The sequence below is a fragment of the Thalassovita autumnalis genome, assembly GCF_001458255.1.
GTDB lineage: Bacteria > Pseudomonadota > Alphaproteobacteria > Rhodobacterales > Rhodobacteraceae > Thalassobius > Thalassobius autumnalis.
Genome location: NZ_CYSB01000025.1, coordinates 326149 through 341157, shown reverse-complemented (window position 1 = coordinate 341157; position 15009 = coordinate 326149). Strand labels below are relative to the sequence as shown.

Here is a 15009-nt window from a genome sequence, read left to right as displayed (position 1 = left end):
AAATCGTCGATTCAGATGTGGGTGTTAGCTGGGCTCACCCACCTGAAGCTTGCCATTGACCCGCACAACGCAGGACTTGGCGCTGATGCCCTTCATGGTGACCGGCACTGAAACCGAGGTGCCGTTGTCACACATCGGCAGCGACACCTGGCTGTAGCCCTGATCCATCATACATTGCGCTTTCACCCGGCTGCGCAGATCTTCGTTGATGTCCACGGTGTAGGGTTCCGGGCGGGTCCAATAGGTTTCGGTCAGGCAGTTGCCTTTGTCGTCACAGATTTTGCGTTCGCGGGGTTGCGGCGCGGTGTAGCGGATCTGGGTTTGCACCGGCGCATCGCGCAGCGCCTGAACGTCACAATTGGTGATGTCGCGGTCACGGTCCTGCACGCTTTTGCCGGCCTGATGATAGACGGTGTAATTACAGCCGCTCAATAAAACGCCGCAGAGGGCGACTAGGGCGAATCGTTGCATCTATGTCTCCTTTTTTATTGCCAAGACGGTGCCGTGATGGCCCATGTTATTCAATTGCATTGACCGTTTGGGCTGCGCATGCGATGCAAAGCGCCTGATTGCAGGGGAACATGTGATGAAGGTCATCATCTGCGGGGCAGGGCAGGTCGGCTGGCAAATCGCCCGCCATTTGTCTGGTGAAAAGAACGACGTCACCGTGGTCGACAACAATGCCGATCTGGTGCGCCGGGCCACGGATACGCTTGATGTGCAGGGGATTGCGGGCTTTGCCTCTTACCCGGATGTTCTGGATCAGGCTGGAGCGCGGGACGCGGATATGATCATCGCGGCGACCCATTCCGATGAGGTCAACATGGTGACCTGTCAGGTGGCGCATTCGGTGTTTGCCATTCCGCGGAAAATCGCCCGTCTGCGGTCACAAAGCTATCTGACCGCGATTTATTCGGACCTCTACCGGCGTGACCACATGCCGATTGACGTGGTCATCAGCCCCGAACGCGAAGTGGCCGAGGCAGCGCTGCAGCGCATCGCCTCACCGGCCGCCTTCGACACAGAAAAGTTCCTGTCCGGCAAGGCGCATCTTTTGGGCATCAGCATCGAAGAGGGCTGTCCGGTGGTGAACACACCGTTGCGCCAGCTGAACGATCTGTTTTCCACCCTGCGCGCGATTGTGGTGGGGATCCGCCGTGACGGCCGTCTGTTCGCGCCGGAGCCGGGCGATCAGATCTTTGTCGGGGATGAATGCTACATTTTCACCGTGAACGAAGACATCAACCGTACGATGGAAATCTTTGGCAAAGAATCCAAAAAACAGGAACGTGTGGTCATCATCGGCGGCGGCAACGTTGGGCTTGCGGTGGCGCGCTCGCTTGAAGAACGCACCGAACGGGTGCGGGCCAAAGTGGTGGAGCGCAACCGTAGCATCGCCGAAAAAGCCGCTGATATTCTTGAGAAAACCATCGTTTTGCATGGTGACGGTCTGGACGTTTCTCTGCTGTCAGAAGCCAACATTGAACGCGCTGATGCGGTCCTTTGTGTGACGGATGACGATAAGACCAACATGCTGGCAGCGGTACGTGCCAAGGCCGAAGGCTGCCCGATGGCCATCGCGCTGATCAATGACCCGACGCTGGTGCCGATGATGGCACCGCTGGGCATCGATGCCTACGTCAACCCACGCTCAACCACCGTGTCGTCGATCCTGCGCCATGTGCGGCACGGCAAGGTGCACAGCGTATATTCCATCGGCGACGCCGAAGCGGAGATGATTGAGGCAGAGGTGCTTTCGACCTCCCCCATCGCGGGCCGCAAGATCCGCGACATTGAGTTTCCCGAAGGTGTGCTGGTGGGCGGCGTGCTGAAAGGCGACAAGGTGGTGAAACCGCTGGCCGACACCCGAATTGATGATGGGGACGTTGTAGCGCTGTTTTCTCTGGCCTCCGACGTGCCTGAGGTGGAGCGGCTGTTGCAGGTCTCCATCGATTTCTTCTAGCATTCACCAATAGCATAGGGACCCCTGTGATGTGGGCGCGGCTGCTTGAGCAACCATTGTTTCTGTTGATGGCGGGGATTTCTGCGCTGTCGATGTTGGTGCCTGCTGCCCATGCTTTTGCCTTGGAAAACGCTGCTGAGGGGCGGGCCTTTCTCTATTCCGCAGTTCTTGGCGGTCTGATGGTTGCGCTGGTCGGGATCGCCCGGGCCAATCTGCTGCGCCGGCGCGGCGAAATGGGCAATCTGCTGGCCCTGTTTGCCGGGCTTGCGGCGCTGCCGCTGTTTCTGGCGCTGCCGTTTTATGAGGCGCTGCGCACCACGTCCTACCTCAATGCCTATGTGGAGATGGTCTCGGCGCTGACCACCACGGGCGCTGCGTTTTTTGACGCCGATCGCCTGAGTGACACGTTGCACCTGTGGCGCGGCATGGTCGGCTGGATGGGCGGCGCGCTGATCTGGGTGGCGGCGGCGGCGATCCTGGCACCGCTGAACCTTGGCGGTTTTGAGGTCACTGCGACGGCTGAGCCTGGTCAAAGCGATGTGCTGCACGGTCGGTTCGAACGGCCCGATCCCCAGCGTCGGATCATCCGCGTGGCGGTGCAGCTGTTGCCGATCTACATCGGATTGACCGTTGCGCTATGGGTTATGTTGACGATCAGCGGCGACCGGCCCTTGGTGGCGCTGATCCATGGCATGTCGGTGATGGCCACCAGCGGGATCACCCCGTTGCAATCAGCCGGGGAGGCGCAGGCCGGTGTCACCGGTGAGGCGATCACCGCCCTGTTCATGCTGTTCGCCCTGTCGCGGCTGACCTTTTCCACCGACACGATCACCACCTCCCGCCGTGGTCTGCATGAGGATCCGGAATTCCGTCTGGGGCTGGTGCTGGTCGTTGCTGTGCCAACGCTGCTGTTCATGCGCCATTGGGTGGCCTCCTACAGTATGGAGGAGGAGCAAAGCGTCATGGTGGCGCTTCGGGCGCTTTGGGGTGGTCTGTTCACCACGCTGTCGTTCCTGTCGACCACCGGGTTTGAAAGCGTTGAGTGGAAGACCGCGCGCGATTGGTCTGGCCTGCCGACGCCGGGCCTCATTTTTCTCGGCCTGGCGATGATTGGCGGCGGCGTGGCAACAACCGCGGGCGGTGTGAAGCTGCTGCGTGTCTGGGCGCTCTACCTCAATGGACTGCGTGAGATTGAACGGCTGGTGCACCCGTCCTCCGTGGGGCGCGCCCATGGGATGAGCCGCCGCATCCGCCGTCAGGGGGCCTATATCGCCTGGATCTTCTTTATGATGTTTGCCCTGTCGCTAGCTTTTTTCACCATGGTCTTTGCGGGCTACGGATCGGATCTGCAAACCGCACTGACGTTGGCGATTGCCGGCCTGTCGACCACTGGACCGCTGGTCAGCATTGCGCCGGAAACCACGGTGCACCTGTCCTCACTGGCGCCGGTAGCGAAATTGACCTTTGCTGCGGCGATGGTGCTGGGCCGGCTGGAGATGCTGGCGATTGTGGCGCTCTTTACCTCTGGGCTGTTCCGCCGCTAGGTCACCGATTGGCCACAGTGGCTCATGCGAAGATACCCTGTTGATTTTTGGGGTGGAAACTCCTCTGCTGGCGCGACATAGTAGCACCTATTGATGAACAGGGACGCTGGAAAAGCGGCAAATAATAAAAGGTAACCATAAATGGCTTCCGACAAACAGAACCTGCAAGACGCCTTTCTGAACCACACCCGGAAAACGAAAATCCCGGTGACCATCTTTCTGATCAACGGCGTGAAGCTGCAGGGGGTCATCACCTGGTTTGACAATTTCTGTGTGCTCCTGCGCCGTGACGGCCAGTCGCAGCTTGTCTACAAACACGCAATCTCGACCATCATGCCGGCACAACCCATCAACCTTTACGATGGTGAAGAGTCCTAATTGGAAACACATGAACGGATCGCGACCCGCGCCTGGGTTCTGCATCCTGATCTGAAAACCGACAAGAACCGTCGTGAAGCAGACTATGCCTTGGAAGAGGCGGTCTCGCTTGCGGCGGCTTTGCCCGATTTGGAGGTGGTTGGTTCCACCAAAGTGCCGCTGCCCCGCGCGCACGCGGGCTACCTGTTTGGCTCGGGTAAGATTGAGGAACTGAAGCAGCTGCTGAAGGCGAATGAGGTCGAATTGGTGCTGATCGACGGGCCGGTGACGCCCGTGCAGCAACGCAACCTAGAAAAGGCCTGGAAGGTCAAACTGCTGGACCGCACCGGGCTGATCCTTGAGATCTTCTCGGATCGGGCCCGCACCCGTGAAGGTGTGTTGCAGGTGGAAATGGCGGCGCTGAGCTATCAGCGCACCCGACTGGTGCGCGCCTGGACCCACCTGGAACGCCAGCGGGGGGGATTGGGCTTTGTCGGCGGTCCCGGCGAAACCCAGATTGAGGCCGACCGCCGTGCGATTGACGAACAGCTGGTGCGCCTGCGCCGTCAGTTGGACAAGGTGGTGAAAACCCGCGAATTGCACCGCGCCGCGCGCGCCAAGGTGCCGTTTCCGGTGGTTGCACTAGTGGGCTACACCAACGCTGGCAAATCCACCCTGTTCAACCATCTGACCGGCGCCGATGTGATGGCCAAAGACATGCTCTTTGCCACGCTGGATCCGACCATGCGGCGGGTCGATCTGCCCGACAACGGGCCTGAGGTGATCCTCAGTGACACGGTGGGCTTCATCTCGGATCTGCCAACGGAACTGGTCGCCTCCTTCCGCGCCACGCTGGAAGAGGTTCTGAGCGCTAACCTGATCCTGCATGTACGTGACATTGCCCATCCCGAAACCGAGGGGCAGGCGGAAAACGTGCTGTCGATCATGGAGAGCCTGGGTGTGGGCGAAGACACCCCGGTTCTGGAGGTCTGGAACAAGATTGACCTCCTGGACGAGGACACCCGCGAGGTGATGAATGAACGCGCAGACCGTGAAGAGGATATCTTTGCGATCTCCGCGATCACCGGGGAGGGTCAGGGCAAACTGCTGGACGCGGTAAAGGCCAAGCTGGCCTCGGAAACCCATGAAAGCCAGCTGAGCCTCAGCTTTGCCGAGGGCCGCAAACGCGCCTGGCTGTTTCAGGAGGATCTGGTGCAGCAGGAAGAACAGACCGAGACGGGTTTTGACCTCACTGTGCGCTGGACCGCCCGGCAGGAAAAACGCTTCCGCGATCTTTAAGATCAGTTAACCAAATGGTGCGCGCCTTTCCGGCGCGCGCCCTATACCTCGGCCTGACGGCCTCAGGATTTTTTTGAGTATTTAGGGAAGGTGAAAGATGTTTTCATCTTGCCAAAAATACTCAAATCCCAAGCCTTCCGCGAAAACAGAGCTAGTTGACCGGACGCAGCACCGTCACGCCAACGGCGGCCGCGCGGGCCAGATCCTGATCCAGCGACATCGGGATGTATTCGCCGCGCCGCCACAGCTCGCCCAGATCATCATAGTAGCGTGACAGGAAGTGGCCGGACTGCCCGGTGGCGGTGATGAAAACCGAACTGTCTGGATCTTCAAAGTCGTAGACCCCGCGATAGCCTGCGCCGTGAATGTTGCGGAAAGGATCAGCCGCATCCCCGGAGGCCAGGCCGCGCATCAACGTTTGATCACCGCCCGAGGTGGGCTGGCGGATGTTCACGAAACTGCGCAGCAGTGGCACATCACCCAGCACCGGGTGGTCGTGGGCGGCCTGATGCGCCTCGCCCCATTGCAGGCTTTCCAAGGCCTGACCGTAGCGTTCTTCGATCCACAGCAGGGCATCATCCAGCGCGAGGCGTGCCATATCGGTGCAGCTTTCCACCGGGGCGGATTGGATCACGTCGCACCAGATGCTGGCACCATCAACGTCGCGGTATACACGTTCGATAAAAAGCGGCTCCACCTGATTGAACTGATCGGCCAGCGGGCCCAGATCGTCGCGGATCAGACGTTCCTGCAGGGCGCGGACCCAGGCAGCGTAGATCAGCGGTTCGGGCATATGTTCGTTCATCTCACCGTTCCAATTGGCCAGGAGCGCCAGTGCGCGCTGTCTTTGCCTCTCGGGCGTGCCATCAGGGGCGGCGGCGCCGGTGAACCACAGATCCGCCCCGATCAGCGGCAGCAGGGTGCGGGCGGCGGGGCTGACGGTATCCAGCTGGGTTTCGATGAAGCTGTCGCGGGTGTGGACCTGACGGCTTTGCATCAGCCGGGTCCAGCGCTGGATTCGCTGGGTGTCGCCCCAGTCAAAGCTGACATGCAGTGGGAAGGGGCGATCCACGGTCTTGTTGTTGGTATTGCCGACAATGCCGCCGATCGGGTTCACAAACTCTGGGTTGGCGGCATAGGAATGGCTGCCCTGCCAGCGGTTTTCTTCCAGCCAGCCGGGACTGGGCATGCGGCCCTGACTTTGGTGGCCGGATTGGCGACGGGGCATTTTGCCCAGTGTTTTCATGGCGATCTGGCTCTCATCCACCAGCACCATATTCAACGCCGGGGCGACCATATCTTCGCCTGCAGCCATCGCGCCCTGCACGGTGCGGGCATACATGACATTGATCGCCGCGGTGATGGAGCGGTCTTCTTCGGTCAGCGCAGTCCAGTTCAGCGTTGCGACGTGACCTTTGGGGGTGATGGTGCCGATGTCGTTAAAGCTGGCGGGCAGGACCGGGCCGTTATCACTCCAGCGCAGGGTCAGGGTCACGGGTTTCTCTTCGGCGACCTGTAGGATCGATTTGCGGCTGCGGAAGGGCTTGAAGCCCTCGGGCGTGCGGTATTCTTCGGAATTTTCTGGGTTCAGTTCCTCAACATAAAGGTCCTGATCATCCAGATAGGCGGCGGTGATGCCCCAGCCCAGTACGTCTGAGCGGCCCGACAAAACGGCGGGAATGCCCGGGATGGTGGCGCCGATCACGCCGCCCTGTTGCAGCTGCAGCCGGGCCAAATACCAGCTGCCGGGCGCGGTGAAGCCCATATGCGGATCGCTGGCCAGAAGTGTGCCACCCGCGGCGGAGCGGCTGGTGGCGGCGGCCCAAGCGTTGGAGGCGCCGGAGAAACCAGCGCGACTAAAGGGCGACAGCGGATGTTCTGGCAGCGGGGTGGAGGCCGTAAAACGCGGCAGCGTGGCATCAAACAGATCTGCGTAGCGGGGCAGCGCGGCAATGCCAGCCCCAGGCGCATCAGGCAGAATGTCCAGCAGCCGTTCCGCAGGCAGCAAGAGCGAGGTGCGGGCGCGCAGCACTTCGGTGTCAATCTGGCCGGTCAGTCGCAGCGCCATCAGTTTCACCATGGCGATGCTGTCGGCGGGCTGCCAGGGGGCGATTGGCATGTTGAACAGGAACATCTCAGGCGCGCCACGGCCCAGGGCGTTCTGGTTGATCTCATCCAGGCGCGCGTTCACCCCGTCGGCGTAGGCTTTCAGGGCCACCTGCGTGCGGGCATCCTGATGGCGCACCGCCGCCTGCGCCAGCGGGTAGAGGTCAAGCCGGCGCATCACTGTGTCAATCTCAACCGTGCGGGTGCCAAAAACCTCGGACAGGCGGCCCTGCACGGTGCGGCGCAGCGTCACCATCTGCCACAGGCGGTCCTGCGCATGGGCATAGCCCAGGCCAAAGAACACATCCGCATCGCTGGCGCCCAGAATATGCGGCACATTGGCATTGTCGCGCACGATTTCCAGCGGCGCGGAGAGGCCCGAAACCTGCAGCGTTTTGTCGTAATCGGGCAGCGAACGGGAGGCCAGGAAGTAGATCCCCAGCATGGTCAGCACCGCCACCGCGATCATCCCACCGGTCAATCTCATAAGCCACCGGAAAATCAATGCCATGGTGTTGTCCTGTTCACTCTTGCCTTTGCCGCGCTAGCTAGCCACAAACCAAGAGAAACACAAATACCGAGGGGGTAAAAATGGCAAAAGTAGCATTTCTCGGCCTAGGCGTGATGGGCTACCCGATGGCGGGCCATCTGGTGCAGGCCGGTCATGAGGTCACCGTTTACAATCGCACCGCCGCAAAAGCGGAAAATTGGGTGGTAGAGCATGGTGGCGCGATGGGTGTGACCCCACGCGAAGCGGCCGACGGCGCGGATTTTGTGATGGCCTGTGTGGGCAATGACGATGACCTCCGCTCGGTCTGTCTGGGCGATGACGGTGCCTTTGCCGGTATGGCGGAAAACACCATTTTTGTGGATCACACCACGGTTTCGGCCAAAGTCACCGCAGAGCTGTATGATGTGGCCAAGGGGCAGGGCGTGGCCTTTGTGGATGCGCCGGTGTCTGGCGGTCAGGCCGGTGCGGAAAACGGTCAGCTGGTTGTGATGTGTGGCGGCGATCAGGCCGACTATGACAAAGCCGAGGCGGTGATCGACGCCTATGCGAAGCTGTGCAAACGTCTGGGTGACAGCGGCGCGGGGCAGAAGACCAAGATGGTCAACCAGATCTGCATCGCAGGTCTGGTGCAGGCGCTGTCTGAGGGTCTGAACTTTGCCGAAAAGGCTGGTCTGGATGCACGCGATGTTGTCGAAGTGATCGGCGGTGGGGCTGCGGGCAGCTGGCAGATGGTGAACCGTGTGGGCACCATGGCGGATGATGAGTTTGAACACGGCTTTGCGGTGGACTGGATGCGCAAGGATCTGGGCATTTGTCTGGACACCGCGGATGAGATTGGCGCCTCACTGCCGGTCACCGCGGTTGTGGATCAGTTCTACAAGGATGTGCAGGCCTTGGGCGGTGGTCGCTGGGACACCTCAAGCCTGATCAAACGCCTGCGCGCGCTGTCGTAAGACGGGTTCCGATACGAATGTACTGAGAGGCCGGATGGCCTCTTAGTCGTTTTTGGACGGGGGCGCTTTCAGTGTCCCGCGGTTTTCGAAAACAGGTTGATCACCAAAATACCCGCCAGGATCATCGCGATCCCCAGCACCGCGGGCCAGTCAAGCTTCTGACCGAAGACCAGATAGCCGATGATGGCGATCAACACTATGCCTAGCCCACTCCAGAGCGCATAGACCACACCCACAGGCAATGTCTTGAGCGTTAGCGACAGCAGCCAGAAGCTGGTGCCATAGGCAATCACCACCAGAACCGACGGCAGTAGTTTGGAAAACTGTTGGCTGGCCTGCAGGGCCGAGGTGCCGATGGTTTCGGCGGCAACCGCCAGGAGCAGGATCAGATAGGTCTTGGGCATGGGCGGCTCCGGCGGTTAGGTGGCGATATACCAATCTTTGCGGTGGTTGACGGCGATGGTCAGGTTGATGACCAAGGCCCCCAGAAGGGAATAGAGAACCAGCGGAAGGTCAATCACAAATAGCGCCGCCGTGAACACGCCCAGGTCAAACAGCAGCTGCGTATAACCGGCGCGAAAACCGGTTTTTTCCTGAAGATACAGCGCCAGAATGCCGACGCCGCCGAGGGACGCGCCATGGCGGAACAGCGCCAGCAGCGCTGCGCCAGACAACATGCCGATCAACACGGCGCCCAAAATGGGATCCAGCGCCGCAAAGCTCACATAGCCAGGCATCAGGGTTGAGATCACCGACAGCATCGCCACCGCCGTAAAGGTCTTGAGCGTGAAGCGCCAGCCCATCCGCCGGATCGCCAGCCAATAAAACGGCAGGTTGACGACAAAGAACACCACGCCAAACCCATAGCCGGTGACATAGGAGATTAGTACCGCCAGACCCGCCGTCTGGCCGGTGACCAGCCCCAGATGGGTCAGCATCACCATCGCAAACGACGCCATGGTGGAGCCAAAGATCAGCCCCTGTGCATCAGCAAGAAGGCCATGTTTCTGCGGGTTTTTCTGTGTGTTCTCAACCATACATCGGCCTTATCGCTGCGTTGCAGAAAAATCCAGTGGGCAGGCAAGAAAAAACCTCCGGAAGGGATGCCTCCGGAGGTTCTGATTTTTTCAGTGCGGTGGGATTAGCCAACCAGCGCCTTGTTCAGGTTTTCGTCAATCTTCTCAAGGAAGCCCATGGTGGTCAGCCAGCCCTGATCGGGGCCAACCAGCAGCGCCAGGTCTTTGGTCATGTGGCCGGATTCAACGGTGTCGATGATGACCTTTTCCAGCGTTTCGGCAAACCGTTTCAGCTGAGCGTTGTCGTCCAGTTTGGCGCGGTGCTTCAGTGCGCCGGTCCAGGCGTAGATCGACGCGATCGAGTTGGTCGAGGTCGATTTACCTTCCTGGTGCTGGCGATAGTGACGGGTCACGGTGCCATGCGCGGCCTCGGATTCGACAATCTTGCCATCCGGGGTCATCAACTGGCTGGCCATCATGCCCAGCGAGCCAAAGCCCTGGGCAACCGTGTCGGACTGCACATCGCCGTCATAGTTCTTACAGGCCCAGACAAACTTGCCGTTCCATTTCAGCGCGCAGGCGACCATATCGTCGATCAAGCGGTGTTCGTACCAGATGCCGGCGTCTTTGAACTTATCCGCAAACTCGGTCTCATAGATCTCCTGGAAGAGGTCTTTGAACCGGCCGTCATAGGCTTTCAGGATGGTGTTCTTGGTCGACAGGTAAACCGGCCAGCCGACGTTCAGGCCGTAGTTCAGCGAGGCGCGGGCGAAATCGCGGATGCTTTCATCCTGGTTGTACATGCCCATGTAGACACCGGCGTCCGGCGCATCATAGACTTCACGTTCGATCACCTCACCATTGGCGCCTTCCCATTTCATGGTCAGCTTACCGGCCGAGGGGAAATGGAAATCGGTGGCCTTGTACTGATCACCAAAGGCATGACGGCCCACCACGATGGGCGAGGTCCAGCCAGGCACCAGACGCGGCACGTTCTGACAGATGATCGGCTGACGGAACACCACGCCACCCAGAATGTTGCGGATGGTGCCATTGGGGCTGCGCCACATCTTCTTGAGGCCAAATTCCTCAACCCGGGCTTCGTCCGGCGTGATGGTGGCACATTTGACGGCAACGCCTACTTCTTTGGTTTTTTCCGCCGCATCGATGGTGATCTGATCTTCGGTGCGGTCACGCTCTTCGATGCCCAGATCGTAATAGAGCAAGTCCACATCCAGATAGGGCAGGATCAATTTATCCTTGATGAACTGCCACATGATGCGGGTCATTTCATCGCCGTCCATTTCGACGATGGGGTTTTCAACCTTGATTTTCGACATAAGAGGAGTCTTTCGTACCTATATGAGTGCGATATTCTGACGCCTTAATACAGGAAATCTACGGCAAAGGCAATTGCGGTATGCGATGGTATACCGCGCGCAATACCTTTGACCGTAAATCCCTCAGTGCCGAAAACCCCTTATTGCGCAGCCACTGCCGCGCGGGTTTCAAGACGCTGCATCCAAAGCATCACAAAAAGTGCTGCAACCATGGCGATGGTCACCCCGATGGTTAGCGGCAAAGGTGTGCCGTTGAAGGTCAGGCCCACAGGGGCTGCGATGGCGGCGGAGATCACCGTCGCCACCCCGCCCGAGACCGAGGCGGCGGTGCCCGCGATATGGCCCATGGGTTCCATTGTGATGGCGTTGAGGTTGCCAAGGGTCAGGCCCGCGTTGAAGAAGACTGAGGTGATCCAGATCACGAAGACATAGAACATCGCATCCCCCGGCAGACCATTGAGGCCAAAACTCATCCAGGCCAGCGACATGGCGGAGGCGGCAACAACCTGCATGGCCACAGCCACGGTGATCATTCGGCGCATACCAAAGCGCATCACCATCGCCGCGTTCAACAGGCTGGCGGTGCCCGACACCAGCGCCACAACCGCAAACCAGAAGGGGAAGCTGGCGGCGCGGTCAAACACATCGTCAAAGATCGGCTGGATCAGGCTGATCGACATGAAGAGCGTGGCAAAACACAAGGTCTGCGTCGCAATCGACAGGCGCACCGTGGGGTGGGCAAACATCTCTTTGATGGCGCTGCCGATCTTGCCGACCTTAAAGGGGCGGCGGTTTTCAACGGGTAGGGATTCCGGCTGGCGCAGCATCAGCCAGCCCACAGAAAACACCGAGAAGATGATGAACGAGCCGAAGATACCGCGCCACCCAACAAGGCTGATCACCCCAGCGCCCAGCAGCGGCGCAACGGCCGGCACCAGCGTGAAGACCATCATCGCAAAGCTCATGATGCGCGCCATATCGCGGCCCGAATAAAGGTCACGCACAATAGCCAGCCCAACAACACGCGGGGCCGCCGCACCCAGGCCCTGCAGGACGCGGGCGATCAGCAGCATCTCCATCCCTTGGGTCAGCAGCGCCACGACCGAGGCCGCGATATAAAGCGCGGCGCCAATCACGATGACCTTCTTGCGGCCAAAACTGTCAGACAGCGGGCCGGTAAAGAAGGTGCCGATGCCCATACCAAAAACAAAGGAGGTCAGCACCAGCTGCGCCTGGTTCATGTCATCCGGGCTGAGGGCGCGGCCAATCTCGGGCAGGGCGGGCAGCATGGAATCGATCGAAAAGGCGATCGTGGCAAATAGCATCGCCAAGAGGGCGACAAACTCCACGCGGGAGAGGCGGGTGGGTTCAGACATCGGTCTACTTTCACTGGGTTTGCTTGGGCCAGAAATGTGACCCGAGACATGGCCCCGTAATCGCGGAGCACTTATGAGGGTAGCGCGACAGTGGCAGGACCGCTATACGCGCTAAATACGGTATTCATGCAGTAGGCAAGGTGTCGCCGAAGTTGACGAAACAGCCCGCTGGTGTTGCCTTAGGCGCTTGGCGGCTCGGCCTCTTCGTCGGTCTTGTCCACCGCTGCGGCTTGCGCATGGTTTTCGATGATTTCATCGATGACCTTCAGCCACATTTCAGTCGACTGCGCACCGGGCACGGCATGCTGACTGGCCACGATGAAGGTCGGGACCGAACCGACACCCATCTGCCGAGCCGCCTGATCGCGCTGCTGGATTTCAGCGGCATCGGCCTCACCCTCCAGCAGTTTGCGCACCACGGAGGCATCGAGACCCGCACTATCGGCGATATCGGCCAGCGTGTCGGTATCGCCAATGTCACGGCCATCGACAAAATAGGCTTTGAACAGGGCTGAAACCACGGCGGTTTGCTTGCCCTCCAGCCCGGCCCAATGGATCAAGCGATGGGCCTTCAGCGTGTTGGGGGTCACCTTGATCCCTTCAAGGTTCACCTTCAGCCCGGCCTGATCCGCATGCTGCTGCACCGGCATATAGGCCTTCACCGCAGCCTCTTTGCCACCAAACTTGGTCTCCAGATAGGTGCGGCGGTCCATGCCAGCGACGGGCATATCCGGGTTCAGCTGAAACGGATGCCATTCGATCACGAAGGGATGGCCGGGGCGCTGTTCCAAGGCGCGGTCCAGATAGGTCTTGCCAATGTAGCACCACGGGCAGATCGGATCCGACAGGATGTCCAGTTTCACTGCCTGTTCCATTGTATCCAAACCGTCCATTGCGCGCGCTCCTATAGAAGATCGCTGTGCCTAAACGGTTTCGTTCAAAAAGGAAAGATGCAGAACTGCACAGTGGACTTCACTTATTTGCGAAACCGCGGTCATGCCTTGACGGGATAGAGCGATTTCAGGGCCTTACGCGACAGTTTGCCGTTTGGATTGGTCGGCAGCACTGGCAGGTGCACCCAGTCGCGCGGTTGTTTGTAGCGCGCCAGCCGTTCCGAGGCAAAATCGGAAAGAAACGCTTTATCAATGGGTTCCGGGCTGCTGTAAAAGGCCACGATTAGCTTGGTGTCGGCCTTGACCTCAACGTCTGTGACGCCCAGTGCAGTGACGCCGGGCAGGCCTGACAGGGCGGCTTCAACCTCTAGCGGGGAAACGCGATAGCCGCCCGCATTCATCATGTCATCGCCACGACCTGCATAATCGATCTGACCATCCGCACGCATCACGCCGTGATCGCCGGTCAGGAACCAGCCGTCGCGGAACCGCGCCTTTGTGGCGTCTTCGGCGCCGAAATAGCCGAGCATCAGGCCGGGGTCCGTTTCGTGAACGCAGATTTCGCCTTCTTCCCCGACGTTTACGGTGCCATCCTCATTCCGTAGCGCAATCCGGCGACCGGTTTGCGGCTGGCCCAGGGCACCGTCCGTTGCCGGGTGATCGGGGCTGGAGGAGATGAAGGTCGAACATTCTGACATGCCGTAGGCTTCGTAAATCGCCTTGCCCCCGGTCGCACTTGCCCAGGCGGCGCGAATGGCCTCGGACAGTTTTTCCCCAGCCGCCAGACCATGTCGCAGTGTGGGCAGATCCAACTGGTCCTGGGACTGCAATATCTTGCGATAAACCCCTGGCGCAGCGGCAAAAAGCGTGGCGTCATGTTGTTTCAACAGGTGCGGCAGGTGATCCATCGCCACACCTTCGGCGGGGATCAGCGCGGTGGCGCCGACGGACCATGGATCCATCAACCCGGTGCCCAGTGTAAAGGTCCAGTTGAAGGCGCCAGCGTGTAACAGCCGGTCTGTGGGCTGCAGCCCGTACCAGCCCTGATGCATCATCTGCCGCGCCCAGATCGCGCGATGGGCGTGCATCACTGCACGCGGCGTGCCTGAGGTGCCTGAGGTGTAGATGATATAGGCCAGCCGATTGGGATCCCCCATTTCATAAGCGGCCTGCGGTAGGTTGCGCATCGCGGCCAGATCAGCTGTAGTGACGGTTTCAACACCTGCGGGGCAGGCCACTTCAGGATCCCGCAACACCGCACGGGGCGACAGCTGGGCGATCATCTTGGCAACCTCAGCCTCCGTCAGCATTGACGAGGTCGGCACCGGGATCAGCCCGACAGCTATGGCCCCCAGATAGGCGATCGGGAAATCCACCGTATTGCCCAGCCGCATCAGCAGGATGTCACCGGGTTTATAGCCACGTTGCAGCAGGCCGGTGCCTGTGCCGAGAACCGCCTGTTTCAGCTGCGCATAGCTCCACTCTTCGGCGCCGGTGGCGGACAGAACCGCGAGGGCGATTTTATCTGCGTGGTCGTCTGCCGCAGCCAGAACATGGGCGGCAAGATTGAAGGGCGTCGGGCAGGGCGCAAAGGCGCTTTGATCAAAGAGTGCTTGCATATCCCCGGGATAGGCAAAGGCCGGTCTGGTTG

At 60.0% G+C, this 15009-nt stretch carries 12 protein-coding genes and 1 pseudogene; 5 read left to right on the top strand and 8 right to left on the bottom strand.

Annotated features, from left to right (window positions below; translation table 11 throughout):
- Positions 1-24: 24 nt before the first annotated feature.
- The gene (locus tag TL5118_RS07640; RefSeq protein WP_058242058.1) at positions 25-471 is read right to left on the bottom strand and encodes a hypothetical protein; all 447 of its coding nucleotides are present in this window, start codon (positions 469-471) and stop codon (positions 25-27) included.
- Positions 472-586: 115 nt separating this feature from the next.
- Here TL5118_RS07640 and trkA point away from each other — a divergent pair, with 115 nt between their 5' ends.
- The 4 genes from trkA to hflX all read left to right on the top strand — a co-directional run bounded on the left by trkA (position 587) and on the right by hflX (position 5163).
- On the top strand, positions 587-1963 hold the full coding sequence (trkA, locus tag TL5118_RS07635) for a Trk system potassium transporter TrkA (RefSeq protein WP_058242095.1): 1377 nt from the start codon (positions 587-589) through the stop codon (positions 1961-1963).
- A gap of 56 nt (positions 1964-2019) precedes the next feature.
- Positions 2020-3507 (top strand): TrkH family potassium uptake protein, encoded by a 1488-nt coding sequence (locus TL5118_RS07630; RefSeq protein WP_370701669.1) that lies wholly within the window; start codon positions 2020-2022, stop codon positions 3505-3507.
- A 141-nt stretch (positions 3508-3648) separates the two neighbouring features.
- The gene (gene hfq, locus TL5118_RS07625) at positions 3649-3885 is read left to right on the top strand and encodes an RNA chaperone Hfq (RefSeq protein WP_058242056.1); all 237 of its coding nucleotides are present in this window, start codon (positions 3649-3651) and stop codon (positions 3883-3885) included.
- On the top strand, positions 3886-5163 hold the full coding sequence (gene hflX, locus TL5118_RS07620; RefSeq protein WP_058242055.1) for a GTPase HflX: 1278 nt from the start codon (positions 3886-3888) through the stop codon (positions 5161-5163).
- Between the two features lie 151 nt (positions 5164-5314).
- Here the strand turns inward: hflX and TL5118_RS07615 are convergent, their stop codons facing one another.
- The gene (locus TL5118_RS07615; protein WP_058242054.1) at positions 5315-7780 is read right to left on the bottom strand and encodes a penicillin acylase family protein; all 2466 of its coding nucleotides are present in this window, start codon (positions 7778-7780) and stop codon (positions 5315-5317) included.
- Between the two features lie 74 nt (positions 7781-7854).
- On the opposite strand from TL5118_RS07615, the pseudogene TL5118_RS07610 reads away from it, so the two are divergent.
- Positions 7855-8733, top strand: a pseudogene (locus tag TL5118_RS07610) (NAD(P)-dependent oxidoreductase); the annotation flags it as partial.
- A gap of 68 nt (positions 8734-8801) precedes the next feature.
- On the opposite strand, the gene TL5118_RS07605 reads toward TL5118_RS07610, so the two are convergent.
- From TL5118_RS07605 to TL5118_RS07580, 6 genes are all read right to left on the bottom strand, one after another.
- Entirely contained in the window at positions 8802-9137 is a 336-nt protein-coding gene (locus tag TL5118_RS07605; RefSeq protein WP_058242052.1) for a DMT family transporter, read from the bottom strand.
- Between the two features lie 15 nt (positions 9138-9152).
- The gene (locus TL5118_RS07600; protein ID WP_058242051.1) at positions 9153-9770 is read right to left on the bottom strand and encodes a YitT family protein; all 618 of its coding nucleotides are present in this window, start codon (positions 9768-9770) and stop codon (positions 9153-9155) included.
- Positions 9771-9874: 104 nt separating this feature from the next.
- Complete coding sequence (locus TL5118_RS07595; protein ID WP_058242050.1) at positions 9875-11089, bottom strand: NADP-dependent isocitrate dehydrogenase; 1215 nt, start codon at positions 11087-11089, stop codon at positions 9875-9877.
- Positions 11090-11229: 140 nt separating this feature from the next.
- Positions 11230-12465 (bottom strand): multidrug effflux MFS transporter, encoded by a 1236-nt coding sequence (locus tag TL5118_RS07590; protein ID WP_058242049.1) that lies wholly within the window; start codon positions 12463-12465, stop codon positions 11230-11232.
- 179 nt (positions 12466-12644) lie between these two features.
- Positions 12645-13340: a DsbA family oxidoreductase gene (locus TL5118_RS07585; protein ID WP_058242094.1), complete on the bottom strand. Its 696-nt coding sequence runs from the start codon at positions 13338-13340 to the stop codon at positions 12645-12647.
- A gap of 119 nt (positions 13341-13459) precedes the next feature.
- Complete coding sequence (locus TL5118_RS07580) at positions 13460-14977, bottom strand: class I adenylate-forming enzyme family protein (protein WP_058242048.1); 1518 nt, start codon at positions 14975-14977, stop codon at positions 13460-13462.
- Between the last annotated feature and the right edge of the window lie 32 nt (positions 14978-15009).